At 43.5% G+C, this 15,683-nt stretch carries 13 protein-coding genes; 1 reads left to right on the top strand and 12 read right to left on the bottom strand.

Annotation, left to right across the window (positions count from 1 at the left end):
* Positions 1–75 precede the first annotated feature (75 nt).
* The 4 genes from ehuA to ehuB are packed head-to-tail and all read right to left on the bottom strand — an operon-like array spanning position 76 to position 3,050.
* Positions 76–849: an ectoine/hydroxyectoine ABC transporter ATP-binding protein EhuA gene (gene ehuA, locus JHD45_RS10155; protein ID WP_233407750.1), complete on the bottom strand. Its 774-nt coding sequence runs from the start codon at positions 847–849 to the stop codon at positions 76–78.
* Positions 846–1,523 carry an ectoine/hydroxyectoine ABC transporter permease subunit EhuD gene (ehuD, locus tag JHD45_RS10160; protein WP_199476404.1) on the bottom strand — a complete coding sequence of 226 codons (678 nt, stop codon included), beginning with the start codon at positions 1,521–1,523 and terminating at the stop codon, positions 846–848. The genes ehuA and ehuD overlap by 4 nt, the downstream gene beginning before the upstream one ends.
* Positions 1,523–2,182, bottom strand: coding sequence for an ectoine/hydroxyectoine ABC transporter permease subunit EhuC (gene ehuC / locus JHD45_RS10165; protein ID WP_199476405.1), 660 nt, complete (start codon positions 2,180–2,182; stop codon positions 1,523–1,525). Before ehuC ends, ehuD begins: the two co-directional genes overlap by 1 nt.
* A 19-nt stretch (positions 2,183–2,201) precedes the next feature.
* On the bottom strand, positions 2,202–3,050 hold the full coding sequence (ehuB, locus tag JHD45_RS10170) for an ectoine/hydroxyectoine ABC transporter substrate-binding protein EhuB (RefSeq protein WP_199476406.1): 849 nt from the start codon (positions 3,048–3,050) through the stop codon (positions 2,202–2,204).
* Positions 3,051–3,478: 428 nt separating this feature from the next.
* Between ehuB and JHD45_RS10175 the strand changes: the two genes are divergently transcribed.
* Positions 3,479–3,781: an ArsR/SmtB family transcription factor gene (locus JHD45_RS10175; RefSeq protein ID WP_199476407.1), complete on the top strand. Its 303-nt coding sequence runs from the start codon at positions 3,479–3,481 to the stop codon at positions 3,779–3,781.
* Between the two features lie 208 nt (positions 3,782–3,989).
* Here the strand turns inward: JHD45_RS10175 and JHD45_RS10180 are convergent, their stop codons facing one another.
* From JHD45_RS10180 to JHD45_RS10215, 8 genes are all read right to left on the bottom strand, one after another.
* Positions 3,990–5,507 carry a fumarate hydratase gene (locus JHD45_RS10180; protein ID WP_199476408.1) on the bottom strand — a complete coding sequence of 506 codons (1,518 nt, stop codon included), beginning with the start codon at positions 5,505–5,507 and terminating at the stop codon, positions 3,990–3,992.
* 168 nt (positions 5,508–5,675) lie between these two features.
* Positions 5,676–6,359, bottom strand: coding sequence for a response regulator (locus JHD45_RS10185; RefSeq protein ID WP_325097285.1), 684 nt, complete (start codon positions 6,357–6,359; stop codon positions 5,676–5,678).
* 18 nt (positions 6,360–6,377) lie between these two features.
* Entirely contained in the window at positions 6,378–9,041 is a 2,664-nt protein-coding gene (locus JHD45_RS10190) for a sensor histidine kinase (RefSeq protein ID WP_199476409.1), read from the bottom strand.
* A gap of 46 nt (positions 9,042–9,087) precedes the next feature.
* A complete protein-coding gene (kdpC, locus tag JHD45_RS10195; protein ID WP_199476410.1) occupies positions 9,088–9,735 on the bottom strand; it encodes a potassium-transporting ATPase subunit KdpC in 648 nt (215 codons plus the stop codon).
* Positions 9,736–9,746: 11 nt separating this feature from the next.
* A complete protein-coding gene (gene kdpB, locus JHD45_RS10200; RefSeq protein ID WP_199476411.1) occupies positions 9,747–11,768 on the bottom strand; it encodes a potassium-transporting ATPase subunit KdpB in 2,022 nt (673 codons plus the stop codon).
* A gap of 3 nt (positions 11,769–11,771) precedes the next feature.
* A complete protein-coding gene (gene kdpA / locus JHD45_RS10205; protein WP_199476412.1) occupies positions 11,772–13,496 on the bottom strand; it encodes a potassium-transporting ATPase subunit KdpA in 1,725 nt (574 codons plus the stop codon).
* A gap of 12 nt (positions 13,497–13,508) precedes the next feature.
* Complete coding sequence (gene kdpF, locus JHD45_RS22610; RefSeq protein ID WP_418903777.1) at positions 13,509–13,703, bottom strand: K(+)-transporting ATPase subunit F; 195 nt, start codon at positions 13,701–13,703, stop codon at positions 13,509–13,511.
* Positions 13,704–13,842: 139 nt separating this feature from the next.
* Positions 13,843–15,669 (bottom strand): DUF2786 domain-containing protein, encoded by a 1,827-nt coding sequence (locus JHD45_RS10215; RefSeq protein ID WP_199476414.1) that lies wholly within the window; start codon positions 15,667–15,669, stop codon positions 13,843–13,845.
* Positions 15,670–15,683 lie beyond the last annotated feature (14 nt).

Below are 15,683 nucleotides of genomic sequence, written 5' to 3' on the forward strand. Positions count from 1 at the left end.
TGATTGATTTATTCGTCTGATAAGACTTGAATCAAGCTGATAAAAATATAATAAGTCTCAAATAGTTATTAAAAATTATTGACCTAAATAGGCATTCAAGAAGGCTTTTGTTCTCTCATGTTTAGGAGCGGTAAAAATTTCCTCAGGCTTGCCCTCTTCCACTATGGTGCCTTTATCAAAAAAACACACCCGATCACTAATTTCACGGGCAAAGTACATTTCATGCGTCACCAGTAGCATTGTAAAGCTGTCTTCTTTAACTAGATTACGAATCACATCAAGCACTTCATCTACCAACTCGGGATCAAGAGCAGAAGTGATTTCATCTAGCAACAAAATGGAAGGTTTCATTGCTAAGGCCCTAGCAATGCCAACCCGTTGTTTTTGTCCCCCAGATAAATCGTTGGGGTAGCTATCGGCTTTATCAGCTAATCCAACGAGATTAAGCAGCTTTTCTGCAGACTCTTCAGCTTCCTCACGTGACATTCCCTTAACACGCATAGGAGCCTCTGTAATATTTCTCTTCACACTCATATGAGGAAACAAATTAAAATGCTGAAACACCATTCCTAAGTGATTACGCATTTTATGTAAATGTTTGCTGTTTGCTGGAACATACTGACCTTGCCAGTACATATGCCATAAAGACTCCCCTGCAACATTAATGTAACCACCATCAATTCCCTCAAGCGTCATTAAAATTCTCAGAAGTGTACTTTTGCCTGAACCGCTGGGTCCAATAATAGAGACAATTTCATTTTCTTCTACTGTAAAGTTAAAATCACTAAAAATGGTTGTGTCGCCAAAGCGTTTTTTTACGTTTTTAAATTCAATAATAGGCGTACTCATTTTAGGGTAAATCCTTCTTTTGGAAAGCGTTTTTCTATTTGATGAATACCGTAAGCCGCGACGATACTAAACACTAGGTATAAAATTCCAACTAAGGTGAATGGTTCCAAATAGCGGAAATTTTCAGAGCCAATAATTTTCGCGACCTGCAACATTTCTAATAATGTAATGGCCGATAACTGAGGCGTTTCTTTAAACATTGCAATAATATAATTGCCTGTTGCGGGGATCATTGGACGAATAGCCTGAGGTAAAACGATATCTTTGTAAGTATCTATTGTTGTTAAATTCAACGCCCGAGCGGCTTCCCACTGACCTTTTTCAATTCCATCAATCCCGCTTCGAAATACTTCTGATAAATAGGCGCCATAGTGTAGGCCAAGGGCAAATACCCCTGTCATTAAAGGAGACATACTGATTCCAAACTCGGGCATCACATAATATAGAAAAAAGATTTGCACCAACAAAGGCGTACTTCGAATAAATTCCACTAACCAATATATACTATTGCGGAGAATTCGACTTGGGCTACGGCGTAACAGAGCAAACACAAGTCCCATGAAAATGGCAAAAATACTACCAAGCAAGGTTGCTAACAACGTCACTTTAGCGGCTGACAAAATCATAGGAAGCACTTCCCACGCAAATGCCCAATCCCAACTAAAACCATTCATCAATTAATACCTCCGCGCCCCAAACCTTTACTTAAGCGTTTTTCTAACAATTTAAATAGAAGTGCTAGTGCTTGAGACATGATGAAATATAAGAATAAAACAACACCGAAAATTTCCCCTACTTGCAATGTTGTGTCCGCGAGGGATTTCGCTTTAAAGGTTAAATCACCAATTGTGATTAAAGAAACCAATGATGTTGCTTTAACAAGTTCGATGGCTAAGTTCCCAAAAGGTGGAATCATATTAACAAAGGCTTGAGGTAAAATTATTCGCCAAACTCTTTGCCTCGCCGTAAAGTTTAATGCGATAGACGCTTCATATTGCCCCTTCGGTACGGATTGCACTGCGCCTCGCACGACTTCCGTTCCATAGGCGCCAATATTCAGCCCTAACGCCACCACCGCTGCTGTCATAGCATCAATCGTAATACCGAAAAATGGCAGTACAAAATAGATCCAATAAAGCTGAATTAACGCTGATGTTCCACGAAAAAACTCAATGTAGAAAATAGCAATCTGCTTAAATGGTGCGGGTGAATAGAGCCGTATCAAACCAAAAATAAAGGCCATTACTGCTGCGAGCGGCAATGCCATTGCCACGATTTTTATCGTGACAACAGCGCCCTGGAGTAAGACGGAGACTATTTCTCCAAATTCCATGAGTCTGATTCCTCCTATATTATTGACATAGTTTTGCCGCCGTCATATTGCCAGGTAAGGTGTACTTACCAAAACCATATGGTTCAATCATAGCAAGGTGTGCTTTTGATCCAATAAAGCCCTTTAACTCTTTGTTAAAAGCATTACGTAGCGATTTATCTGATGGACGGAAACCAAAACCACCATAACCTTTAATCGATTTACCTTTGATCTTCAATGGCGTGAAAGGCTGTGCTAACTCAACATGGTTGTCCTTCTTGGCCAACGACGCCATAGTTAGGCTGGTGCCTGCAAGCGCATCAATTCGGCCAGATTTAAGCGCTGCCACACCAGATGGATAATCCGGTAGAACGACAATTTTGCTCAAACCTATGCCGAAGTCGCGAGCATAACCGTATTCGACAGAACCGGACATCACCCCTAACTTAACATCATCCTTTTTGACATCGCCGTATCCATGAAGATTGGCAGGGTTACCATTTTTAACCAGAAAACCTTCACCAATACTGTAGGTTGGGTTAGAAAACAGAATTTGTTTGCAACGTTTTGGTGTGATGTACATGCCTGCGGCAATCACATCAAAACGCCCTGCACGAAGCCCAGGAATGAGAGAACCAAATTCTGTTACCACCACTTTAACGTGCTTAACACCCAACTCATGCAAAACATGCACTGCAATCGTTGGCGCCTCACCTGCTGGCTTCCCTTCCGGTGTTGTGTAACCATAAGGAACCTCGTTTGCCACACCAATGGTTGCCGTTCCGCTTTGTTTGATTTTTGATAAGGTATCCGCAGAGGCTGATACAGCAAAAAAAGCCACCGCAAAAGTCATTAGAGATATAATATATTTTCTCGATATTCTTTTCATTTTACCCTCTTCCGTTTGTGATTTATCGCTGGAATTTCCAGTAAATTACTCTATAACACTAAATAAATTATAGAGAATGATCAAGAATTAATTAGTTCTGTAATGTTTTTAACTGATAGATTTTGACATTATGTCATGTATTTTAACGAGTTAAGATGTGGCTAAGAATGGCTGCCAAGGCGAAAGAAAGGACCAATAACGAGAATGGCTAACAAGAAATAATGTCATGCCAAAAAACACAACTTTTTATGATATAGCCTTAGATGAACAGCATTGTGGGAAAGCACGACTTATTCGTACCTTCCCTGTTCAAGAAGCGGTATAATACGATACTACAAGATAGAAATACGGTATGACGCTTTTCAATAAGAAGCCCACTGTGTAGATCAAAAACTAACGACGTTAAGCCATCAGTTCAGGTTCCCCCAATGACACCAAATGAATTAGACAACATCATAAAATCGCTTTCTAACCCAGCCAGAAGAGATATCCTAAGCTGGTTAAAAACGCCTCATTTGGAGTTTCAAGGTCAATCCAGTTGCCAGTTCGGTGTCTGTGTCGGTAAAATTTTTGAAAAATCTGGCTTGTCACAATCGACCGTGTCATCTCATTTAGCTAATCTTCAACGTGCCGGGCTCGTCTCATCAACCCGTCAAGGTCAATGGGTCTATTACCAGAGAAATGAAGCGGTTATTGAGGAGTTTGCCGAACTTCTGAAAAAAACACTATAAATTATGTATTTATGGAGCTAAATTCACTGAATACACCAAGGAGAAAATCTATATTTTGTCAATGTTGACAACAGCAAAGCGGTAGTTTTCATGTCACATTATGGCCTGTGGCATATCGTTAGGTGATCGTAAGAGTAAAACTAAAAAGGCCATCACCTTTTAGATGATGGCCTTTAAAAGCCCTATCAATAAAGCGAACAAATAGCTGTTATTTAATTTCTAGTGCTTGTTCTTCAATGCGAGCTTTCCACTCAGCTGGCCCTGTTACATGCACAGATGTGCCTTTAGAATCAACGGCAACAGTAACAGGCATATCGACCACGTCAAACTCGTAAATCGCTTCCATTCCCAATTCTGGGAAAGCAACTACATCCGCTTTTTTAATGGCTTTTGATACCAGATAAGCAGCGCCACCCACGGCCATTAAGTAAACCGCACCAAATTCTTTAATGGCTTCAATGGCAATTGGGCCACGCTCGGCTTTACCAATCATACCAAGCAGACCCGTTTTCTCTAAAACAGTGCGAGTAAACTTATCCATACGAGTAGAGGTAGTCGGACCAGCGGGACCAACTGCTTCATCACGAACTGGATCAACAGGCCCCACGTAGTAAATAAAACGTCCTTTCAAGTCTACAGGCAGCTCTTCCCCATTGGCCATCATTTCGACCATTTTTTTATGAGCCGCATCACGACCAGTTAGCATCTTACCGTTTAATAATATGGTTTCGCCTGGTTTCCAGCTTTGAACTTCTTCTGGCGTCACTTCGTTCAAGTTAACGCGACGTACACTTTCTCCGACTTCCCAAGTAATTTCCGGCCAATCATCCAAAGAAGGAGGCACTAAATCAGCAGGACCGGATCCATCCAATACAAAGTGTGCATGGCGAGTCGCCGCACAGTTTGGAATCATTGCCACAGGTAAAGAAGCAGCGTGGGTTGGATAATCCATGATTTTCACATCAAGAACCGTTGTTAAACCACCAAGACCTTGCGCTCCAATACCCAAGTTGTTGACTGCATCAAAGATGGCAAGACGAAGCTCTTCCACACGGTTTTGAGGGCCACGCTCTTTAAGCTCGTGAATATCAACAGGCTCCATCAGAGATTCTTTTGCCATGACCATGGCCTTCTCTGCGGTACCACCAATCCCAATCCCCAACATACCTGGAGGACACCAGCCTGCTCCCATAGTAGGAACCGTCTTCTTGACCCATTCAACAATATCGTCAGAAGGGTTCAGCATTGCCAGTTTGGATTTGTTTTCTGAACCACCTCCTTTTGCGGCAACATGAACTTCTACCGTGTCACCGGGCACCACTTCCATATGTATTACCGCAGGGGTGTTGTCTTTCGTGTTTTTGCGCGCTCCAGCAGGGTCTGCCAAAATAGAGGCTCGCAGAACATTTTCAGGAAGTGTATACGCACGACGCACCCCTTCATTGATCATGTCGGAGACGCTCTTCGTTCCTTCCCATTGAACGTTCATACCAATTTTTATAAAAACAGTTACGATGCCAGTGTCTTGGCAAATCGGACGCTTCCCTTCGGCGCACATACGAGAATTGATAAGAATTTGCGCCATTGCATCTTTCGCCGCAGTACTCTCTTCTCTTTCATAGGCTTCATGAACAGCTTTAACGAAATCTAACGGATGGTAATAGGAAATAAATTGCAGCGCGTCTGCTACGCTATCAATCAAATCACTCTCTTTGATAATGCTCATGCATCTCTCCTGCTGAGGATTACGAATCAATCGAAGGCAAAATGGTAAAAGATGCGCGAGCGCAAAGAAAGACCTAGAGTCTATTTAGACAAGATATACAGTGCATTCATAAAATAAATATAGTGATAATACAGGATACCCTCGCGGCATTGAGCAAAAAACAACCAGTCATTCTTCTAAACAGAAACGATAACCAACCCCTGCTTCGGTTTTTAAATATTTTGGATTAACAGGGTCATCCCCTAATTTCTGACGAAGATGACTGACAACAATACGCAGGTAATGCGTATCTTCAATATGACTCGGCCCCCAAATCTCTTTGAGTAGTTGTGTTTGCGTAATAACACAATTAGGCGAACTCGCTAGAATCGCCAATACGCCATACTCTTTAGGGGTGAGAACAATTTGAGCATCATTAAGACGAACCTCGCGCCTTGATAAATCGATGTATAACTTACCATCATCGATAACAGCCAGTTGATCAGGCTTAATATTATCTCTTAAACACACCCGTATTCGAGCAAGCAACTCGATGACGCTAAAGGGTTTCGTGATGTAGTCCTGAGCACCGGAATCCAATGCTGCAACTTTTTCCTTATCATGATTTCGTACTGATAATACAATGGTCGGCACCGAACTCCATGAGCGCATTTCACGTAATACCTGATGCCCATCCATATCTGGCAAACCAAGATCAAGAATGACCAAGTTAGGTTGATGACGAACAATGGCCATCAGCCCTGCTTCGCCATTCTCAGCTTCAATCACTTCATAACCTTCGCTCCCAAGAGCAACTCGTAACATGCGACGAATCTGAGACTCATCGTCAATCACTACTATTTTAATGCCCACAAACTACCGCTTTAATTGTTAAGAATTTGGTTTACCATACTCTAAAGGCAATTCGACTATAAAACGAGTCCCCTTGCCTCCAGCCCCGTTACGGGCACAGACTGTTCCACCATGCGCACCAATCATGCCACGGCAAATAGCCAAGCCCATACCTGTACTTTTACTTTTTTTGTCGCCATCTGAAACAATATAAAACATGTTAAAAATGTGCTCCTGCTCATCCTTTGGAATTCCTGGTCCTTTATCTTCTATGGTTATTCGACAGGTTTTAGCGTCCACAATAAGCTTCACAGTAATCGCTTCTTTTTCCGGAGAATAACGAACAGCATTTTCCAAAATATTAAACAAAGCCTGCTCAATCAGTGCTGCATGTACATACAACACTGGAGCGTCGTCCGTTACAGCCCAATTGACTTTTGCATGAGAAAAATAACGTTTTAATCGATTTAAAGCACTGCCAATAATATCATCAACCGAAACCCAATCTCGTTGGATTTTCAAGCCACCATAACCAAGTCGAGTCATGTCTAGAAGATTCTGAATGTAACTGTCTAAGCGATGGCTTTCTTGTAAAATCGTATCGACCAATTCTTCCTTGTCGCTAACACTCAATTGCTTATCCAACATTTTCAAACTTTCAGCCGCTCCCATCATAGCCGACAAGGGGGATTTAAGGTCATGGGAAACAGACGATAGCAAGGATGAGCGAATTTGTTCCACTTCTGTCTTAACACGAGCTGATTCTAAATCAGACACCAACCGCACTCGGCGCCAAGTACTGGCACCTTGCTGAAGCATAGATTCGACCAAATCCCTTTCAAAAGGAAGAAAATGTTCTTGCTCCGCTGACCAACGAATCAATAACCCACCAATCACTATATTTTCTTGTTTAACTGGCAAAACCGTAATACGGGACGCATTTAATGTTTGTGTGAATCGACCTGCTTGCTCGCCGTGTGTTAAAGACCAAGCTATTGCGGATTCTTCCACTTGCGATAAAGAAAAATTTACCTGTTTAACATGCGATTCATTATCACTACCTTCGGGGTAGGCAAAAAAACATTTCGCACCAAGCAGAGAGGATGCTTTCTCACACAGTGAATCCCAAAGAGTCACTTCACTTTCAACAACGGACAGTCGTTGAGCCATGTCTTTTAACGCTTCGGTATAACGGTTTGACTCTTTCAGTAAAATAAATTGATTTCGAATACGTGATGCCGCTGGACCACTCAACATGCCTAATACCACTAAAAACACCAAGGTAGCAATATCGTCTTGTTGGTTAACCTTAAACGTATAAATCGGCTCTGTTAGAAAGAAATTGAAGCTTAAAAAAGCCCAAATCGCCGTCGCCAACGCAGGTCTGGTGCCATATTTAAGCCCCACCAACACAATCGAAATAACATACAATAAAACTAAGTTACCACTGCTTAAAAATTGCTGAAGAGGCCAAGCAATGAGTGTCGCGAGCGCCACACCTATAACACCATAAATATGCCCACGATAATCCCCGAACAAAGTACCACGACGCTGCCAGTTCGTCTTTTGCGATACGATCTCAGGGGATCGGTACACACACACTTCAAGTGGTAAGTTGGACTCTATCAACTGTTGGTAAAGGCGTTTTTTCCAAAACCCCCAGCGATGTTTGGCTCCACTGCCCACCAACACGGTATTCACTCTTTGCTCTTCTAGATAAGGTAGGATGGCAGCATAGCAATTCTCACCTCTTAACGTATCTACCTGCGCTCCCAGATCTTTCGCAAGATTCATCACATTATTTAAGTGCTTTCGTTGTATGGCATTTTGGGTAATGCCTCTATCCACCCATACGACACACCAGGCTATCTGGCGTCTTTCGGCAATTTGTCGTCCAAGACGAACCAAATAACAATGATCGCTGCTGGCGCTGACCAAGACAATTAACTTATCTCTAATAGCGTATTTTTGAGCGCTGCTTCCTTGCATTAAGGCCGTCTCCAAATAGCTATCTACTTGATGCATGGCTCGTTTCATTGCAAGCTCACGTAATGCAGATAAATTGGAGAGCGAAAAAAAAGTATCTAACGCCACTCGCGCGTATTCAGGAAGGTAAACTTTTCCTTGCTTAAGCCGATCAATCAACGCAATGGGGGGCAAATCAATAAAGCGAATGTCATAGGCATCATCGATGACGTTATCCGGTACGCTCTCGTGAACCGTCACCCCTGTAATTTGAGCAACCACATCACGTAAACTCAAAATATGCTGGACATTGACCGTGGTATAGACGTTGATTCCAGCCGCTAATAATTCAGCAATATCTTGATACCGCTTAGTATGGCGACTTCCAGGAACATTGGTATGAGCAAGCTCATCCACTAAAATCAATTCTGGTTTTTGCTCAAGCGCTGCATCCAAGTCAAACTCAGTTAAAACAGTATCATGATAATGGACTTCCTTACGTGGTAAGACATTCAACCCAGCCATTATGTCTTGTGTCTCTTTGCGCCCATGAGTTTCCAACAAGCCAACGAGCACCTCGACACCTTGCTGAACGCTTTCCTTTGCCGCGCTAATCATTGCGTAAGTCTTCCCCACACCAGGAGCTGCACCAATAAAAATAGTCAGCTTACCCTGCGAAGATTGTTGTAACGCATTTAAAATGGCGTCTGCTTTTTGATCACGATGCTCTTCGCTCATTTTCGCGCCCTATGTGGTAAGTGCTTCAACTAATCTTATCTAGTCATTATTTGGACTGAGTGTTATTAGTATCGGAGAGTGTATCTAGCGCTAAATTCAGCATCAAAACATTTACTCTTGCCTGACCAAAAATAGCCCATTGTGGGTGTTCAATGTGCTGATCAACTAATTTTTTTACCGTATTAACAGACAAATGCCGTTGCGCGGCCACCCTATCCACCTGCAACAAAGCTGCTGCTGGAGAAATATCTGGATCCACACCTGAACCGGATGCTGCCAATAAATCCACTGGAATTTGACTCGCAGTAACATGATCCGATGTCTGAATCGCCAAACTACGTTGCTCCACTTCTGCGCGCAATTTAGGGTTACTCGGCGCAAGGTTGCTACCGCCGGTAGACTTTGGGTCATAACCTACTGCACTAGGGCGCCCATGAAAATAATCTGCACTTTGAAATAATTGACCAATCAATTTCGAACCAACAGGTTTGCCATTATGGTTAATCACACTGCCCGTTGACTGAAAAGGAAACAGTGTTTGCGCTACCATAGTGACACTACCTGTATAAATAATACCGCAAAGCACCAGCATCACTAGTGACATTCTGACAGCCAAAGCGATTTGTTTGGATAAACCACCTTGATGCCATTGAATAGCACCCTCATGTAAATCGTCTGTTACTTGTGCATTCATGATCGTGGCTCCTAAAAAAATGAACTGATAATAACATCAAGTATCTTTATGCTAATAAAAGGCAACAACACACCACCAAGCCCATAGACCAGCATATTGTTTCTTAACAACTTCTCAGCCGTAATCGCTCTGACTTTAACTCCTTTCAATGCAAGCGGAATTAAAGCGGGAATAATCAAAGCATTAAAAATCAATGCCGCAATAACGGCCGATTGTGGGCTATGGAGATGCATCACATTGAGTGTTCCAATGGTTGGAATCGCGGTAACAAAAATCGCCGGTAAGATAACAAAATACTTTGCCACATCGTTTGCAAGAGAAAAGGTCGTTAAAGCGCCGCGTGTAATCAATAACTGCTTACCGATTTCAACAACGGACAGTAATTTCGCAGGGTCGGAATCCAAATCCACCATATTGCCAGCTTCTTTCGCCGCTTGTGTGCCTGAGTTCATGGCAAGCCCAATGTCCGCTTGTGCTAAAGCAGGCGCATCGTTTGTTCCATCCCCCACCATGGCAACTAAGCGCCCTTTGGCTTGTTCTTCTCGAATCAAAGCAAGCTTATCTTCTGGTTTGGCTTCGGCGATAAAATCATCCACACCGGCTTGCGCCGCTATCACCCCAGCCGTCACGGGATTATCGCCAGTTACCATGACAGTGCGAACACCTAAGGCCCTTAGTTGGGCAAAACGCTCTGCAACGCCTGGTTTCACCACATCGGATAAGGCAATCACCCCCAAAACGGCTGTATTTGAAGCAACGACCAGAGGTGTGCCTCCCTGTTTAGCCACTTTGCGGACAAGACCATCCATATCATCAGGCCAGGATAATTGGTGATCTCGCGCCCACGTCTTCATGGAATCACTCGCTCCCTTCATCATCAAAGAGCCGTCAACAAGCTGAACACCAGAAATACGAGTTTTCGGCGAGAAAGGAATAAATTCCGCATCCGCAGGCGCTTCAGGTTTATCAATGCCCTTGTTTTCCGCGAGCAAAACCACAGATTTCCCTTCAGGGGTTGGATCATCAAGGGACGACCACACCGCCGCTTTAATCATCTCGATGCTATCCGCATCTTTGGAGACCAGAAACTCCGTAGCTTGTCGATCACCAAAAGTAATCGTGCCTGTTTTATCCAGTAGTAAGGTGTCAATATCACCAGCGACCTCAACCGCTTTCCCCGACTTTGCCACCACATTGGCTTTTAGCGCACGGTTCATGCCCGCAATACCAATGGCGGGTAACAAACCACCGATGGTCGTCGGAATAAGGCAAACCAGCAAAGCTATCAGCATGGTGTCATCCAAGCGGGCTCCCATAAAGTTCGCCATCGCAGGTAGAGTCATGACAATCAATAAAAACACAGCACTTAGCGAAGAAAGCAAAACAGTCAGCGCTGTTTCATTCGGTGTTTTTTGTCGCTGAGCACCCTCAACCAAACCAATCATACGATCCAAAAAACTGTTACCAGGGTCATTCGCTACTTCCAAAACTACTTCACCACTGAGCAATTTTGTGCCACCGATGACACTAGAGTGATCTGTGCCAGATTCTCTCAATACCGCTGCCGATTCGCCAGTCACCGCAGACTCATTCACTGTTGCCACTCCGACAATAATGTCACCATCAGCCGGAATATATTCGCCTGCCCTGACTTTGACTCGATCGCCTTTTATCAGATCAGCAGCAGCCACCCAGCTTTCACTTTCACCTTTGATACGACACGCCTTGAGAGATTGTTTTGCAGAACGAAGACTAGAGGCTTGACCTCGGCTTTTTGCCTCAGCTACTGACTCGGCCAAGTTCGAAAACCAAACCGTTAAAAACAAAATGATGGTCGTAATCAGCGCCATAGCATAAGGCTTATCTTGCACGGCTTGATATAGCGTAATGGCTGCACTTAACAAGGTACCCACCCAAACGATAAACATCACAGGGCTGGACGCCATTTTTAGTAAAGATAGTTTTTTTAATGAGTCCACGCTGGCTTGGCGCAACTCAGACATTGTCATGGTTTGAACTGTTTGATTTTTCATTGATTAATTCCCCACATGAACAGCAGACAATTGCAATGCTTCGCCGATAGGTCCAATAACTGCGGCAGGAAGAAAAGACAACACATTAAGAACCAGGATGACGGCAATCAGCGTGACACAGAACGTTGGTGTTTCTAATGTCAAACCACCAGAACTAGCTGGAGTCACACGTTTTTTCGCCATGAGTCCAGCGATCATTAAGGGAATTACAAGAGGCAGGTATCGTCCTAACAGAATCATAAAAGTCGCACTGAGATTCCACCATGTCGTGTCATTTTTCAACCCTGCCATGCCAGAACCATTGTTTGCAAACGCTGAGGCATACTCATAAAAAACCTGTGAGATTCCATGAAATCCTGGATTACTGTTCCCCGTAATACTTGGGAAAGACACGGCAATGGCAGTGAATCCCAGAATACACAAGGCAGGCAGCACGATTAAGCTAGATAACAGAGTCACTTCTTTAGTTTCAATTTTGCGTCCGAAAATTTCTGGTGTACGACCTATCATCAAACCAGATAAAAAGACCGCCAACCATACATAGACAATAAAGTTAACAAAGCCACATCCAACACCGCCCCAGATCGCATTAACCAGCATTCCTGAGCGCGCCATCAAACCACCGAGTGGATTGAAAGAATCCATCGAGGCATTCACTGAACCATTCGATGTTTGTGTGGTTAATGCTCCCCATAAGGCAGAAAGTTCGGAGCCGAATCTCACCTCCTTGCCTTCCATGTTGGGACCCATTGCACTGGCTCCAACAAATGCGGCATTGGCTTGATTTTCACTGTAAATTGTCGCTGCTGTAAAAGACACACTGAGAATAGCCATAGCAGCAAAGGACATCCACGCAAATTTTTTGCGTCTTATCAGCCCCCCTGCCATAAAAACAACAGCAATAGGAATCAGGACAATGGCAATGGTCTCAATCACATCGCTCAAAGGCGTTGGATTTTCTAACGGGTCGGCACTATTTGATCCATACCAGCCCCCACCATTGGTTCCTAGTTGTTTAATCGCTACCATGGCAGAAACAGGGCCAACAGGAATCGTTTGCGATGACATGGATGATTGTGTATCCAGCGTCTGGACGTGCTGCGCACCGAAAAAAGTACTCGGCACACCTTGCCAAGCAAGCAAGAGCGCAACAATAAGAGACAAAGGCAGAAAGACACGCACTACGCCACGAACCACATCAACATAATAATTACCAAGGTCCCGTTCTTCTCCTTCTTTGGCTGTCTTATTATTCTTACCACCTATCATGCCACGTAATACAGCCACGCAAATCGCCAACCCCATCGCCGGCGAAACAAATTGTAGCGTCACAATAAGAAAACCTTGGGAAAGATAAGAAAGCTGAGCTTGACCTGCATAATGCTGCTGATTGGTATTGGTAATAAATGATATAGCGGTATGAAATGCCACATCCCAGGAAAGGGGCCCAATATGATCAGGATTAAACGGCAGTACTTGCTGGAATTTAAGAAGCAAAAACGCCACGACACCTAAAATCAGGTTGCTCATCAAAAATGCCATACCGTAGGTACGCCACGTCATGGACTCATTTGGATTCACTCTCATCAGGCGATATAGAACTGATTCAATAGGAGAGAAAAAACCATCGGTTATGTGTTTTTGCCCAGAAAACACTCCTGTCATATAGGATCCTAGTGGAATGGCCAACGCCACGGCAATTAGGCAGATCAGCACAATTTCAAACATAATCTTGCCCCCCTAAAACTTTTCTGGTGCAAACATTGCCACCATCAGATAAATAAAAAGCACAATGGATAGTACCAGCAGTAACCACGCCATCTTCTGTCTCCTCATGGATGTAGTAGGTAAGGAGACAATAGAGATGAGCGGCGTAAAATATCTAGATAGATATATTGAGAAGGCGTAAAAAATCCATAAAGACTGACATAGCATCAAGCTTTATTGGCACTGAATAGAGCGTTTATTGAAGAGGCTTATAGAACAAAATAGAAAACAAAAAAGCGCTTCTTAGGACAAGACAAACAAAAGCGCTTTCACTGCTGTAAATATCGTAGAGAGCATCACGAACACCTTAATAGGTTTTCTTATTTTTGCTCTTATCAGACGATTTAGCTGGTGCCTGAACTGAATGTTGAACGTATTCTTCTAAAATACCAGCGGTAAAGGCTTCGCGCTCAGAAAGAGACGAAATACTCTCCGCCTCCCAGTTAATCAGACGGATGAATACCGAATACTTTTTGATGTATTCATAACCTATGTCTCGAACACTGATACCGTGGCTACCCATCAAATGTATCACTTGTTCTAGATTTTTTTGGGTTTCAAATTGCCCCCCTTCGTTTGCAGCAATCAACAACCGCTGAATGTGTTGAATGGGGTTTTCAGAAGCTTTAGATTCCTTTTTTACCGCGCTGGCGGTCAAAAACTTATCCAGCATTTCTTCGGTGTATAACTCTCGCTGATGAATGTCTTCGATTTGTGCTGTTTCTCGCTCCAGAAGACGAATAAACAGGCTTTTGTTTTTAATGTCGGAAAACTCTAAATCTTTTAAGGACAAGCCGTTGTCTTGCATAATATCGAGAACAGTCGCGTAGGATTCAGACGACTCAGGACTTGAAGAAACGGCTAACGCGAGATGCCGACGCAGCTCGTGCATTATTTTCGCCGCACGGTAATCTTCCTTACGCTGCAAATGCTGTTTAAAAGCCTCAACATGCTGATTAAGCGACTGCGTCAGCGACTCAAAACCATGCAATGCTTCTTGCTCATCCCGCAGGCTGGACAAGCGAATACGCGCTCGTTCTTGCTCCCATGCTTCATGCGCTTTGGCACGAGCTTGAAACGCTCGCTCCATAGCCTCTTCAAAACTTCGCTCAATGCGTGCGCGCTCAGCTCGTTCCAGTAACTCCTCTTGTTCTTGCTCTAACCGATAGCTCTTTTTGACCTGCAAATTCTCTTCTGCCAATTGCAGCTGCTGTTTAAGAGCGTCCATCTGAGACTGTACCTTGGCTTCATCAAAATCCGCCAAGCGCTCATAAATCTTAGACCAATACCTGTCATCGGAAAAAGGGATGGCTGGATCACTGGTTGAATATTGGGTTCTCAGGGTATCAGCGAACTCCTGTGTGTTAGGACGAAACGCTTGTGCAGCATTAATGACATTGTCAGATGACATGGTTCCAGACGTCACATTGACGCTTGATATAATCGATTCATTCGAATTAGACATAGGTTGTTCAGTATCCAGGTGAAGATTGTCCATCGGTTCCGCTACTTTTTCATTAGAGACTGTACTTTTATCATCAGTTTCATACTGCTGTACTGATTCATTTGGCTCAACTGCTTGGCTTTGTTCTACTGACTGAGTTTGGTTTGATTCTGTACTTGCAACAGGCGCCTCCTCTTCACTGTTAGTCTCAGTATCAGCATTTGACACTTCGGGTTTAGAATCGTCTTCATCCAGACCCTTTTCCACTCCAGCTTGATTGCCATATGAGTGTTTAACGGCTTCAGAAAAAGGGTCCTCATTCGATGAGTGAGCTTGCTCAACCAACCCTTCTTCGATGTCATCTAAAATTGTCCTGACCGATGCATAAGCTTTACTCGGATCCACCGTCTTTTCACTGAAACGACGTTGATAGACTGACTCCTGAAACACAGGTTTAGCTGGCACTTCTTTTGTGTGTCTTGGCGCCGCCCCTCCCCAACTAACACGGTACAACATACTGGTATCACACAATTGCAGAATAGGTAATTCACGCTGCAGTATAGAATATTGTCGAATTAAAGATTCCGCATGACGAAGCGCAACAACGGATTCACTAGAGTTTGTAGAAGTCGCTAAATTAAGCAACTTAACAACCTTACTAATGGCCTTCTTTCTTCTACGTATATTCATACAAATTGCCTTTC

Source organism: Marinomonas spartinae, from assembly GCF_016461715.1.
Taxonomy (GTDB): Bacteria; Pseudomonadota; Gammaproteobacteria; order Pseudomonadales; family Marinomonadaceae; genus Marinomonas; species Marinomonas spartinae_A.

What these genes read in the sequence shown, in the direction of transcription:
- ehuA (WP_233407750.1), bottom strand. Translation starts at nt 849, where the DNA reads ATGAGTACGCCTATTATTGAATTTAAAAACGTAAAAAAACGCTTTGGC.
- ehuD (WP_199476404.1), bottom strand. Translation starts at nt 1,523, where the DNA reads ATGAATGGTTTTAGTTGGGATTGGGCATTTGCGTGGGAAGTGCTTCCT.
- ehuC (WP_199476405.1), bottom strand. Translation starts at nt 2,182, where the DNA reads ATGGAATTTGGAGAAATAGTCTCCGTCTTACTCCAGGGCGCTGTTGTC.
- ehuB (WP_199476406.1), bottom strand. Translation starts at nt 3,050, where the DNA reads ATGAAAAGAATATCGAGAAAATATATTATATCTCTAATGACTTTTGCG.
- JHD45_RS10175 (WP_199476407.1), top strand. Translation starts at nt 3,479, where the DNA reads ATGACACCAAATGAATTAGACAACATCATAAAATCGCTTTCTAACCCA.
- JHD45_RS10180 (WP_199476408.1), bottom strand. Translation starts at nt 5,507, where the DNA reads ATGAGCATTATCAAAGAGAGTGATTTGATTGATAGCGTAGCAGACGCG.
- JHD45_RS10190 (WP_199476409.1), bottom strand. Translation starts at nt 9,041, where the DNA reads ATGAGCGAAGAGCATCGTGATCAAAAAGCAGACGCCATTTTAAATGCG.
- kdpC (WP_199476410.1), bottom strand. Translation starts at nt 9,735, where the DNA reads ATGAATGCACAAGTAACAGACGATTTACATGAGGGTGCTATTCAATGG.
- kdpB (WP_199476411.1), bottom strand. Translation starts at nt 11,768, where the DNA reads ATGAAAAATCAAACAGTTCAAACCATGACAATGTCTGAGTTGCGCCAA.
- kdpA (WP_199476412.1), bottom strand. Translation starts at nt 13,496, where the DNA reads ATGTTTGAAATTGTGCTGATCTGCCTAATTGCCGTGGCGTTGGCCATT.
- kdpF (WP_418903777.1), bottom strand. Translation starts at nt 13,703, where the DNA reads ATGCTATGTCAGTCTTTATGGATTTTTTACGCCTTCTCAATATATCTA.
- JHD45_RS10215 (WP_199476414.1), bottom strand. Translation starts at nt 15,669, where the DNA reads ATGAATATACGTAGAAGAAAGAAGGCCATTAGTAAGGTTGTTAAGTTG.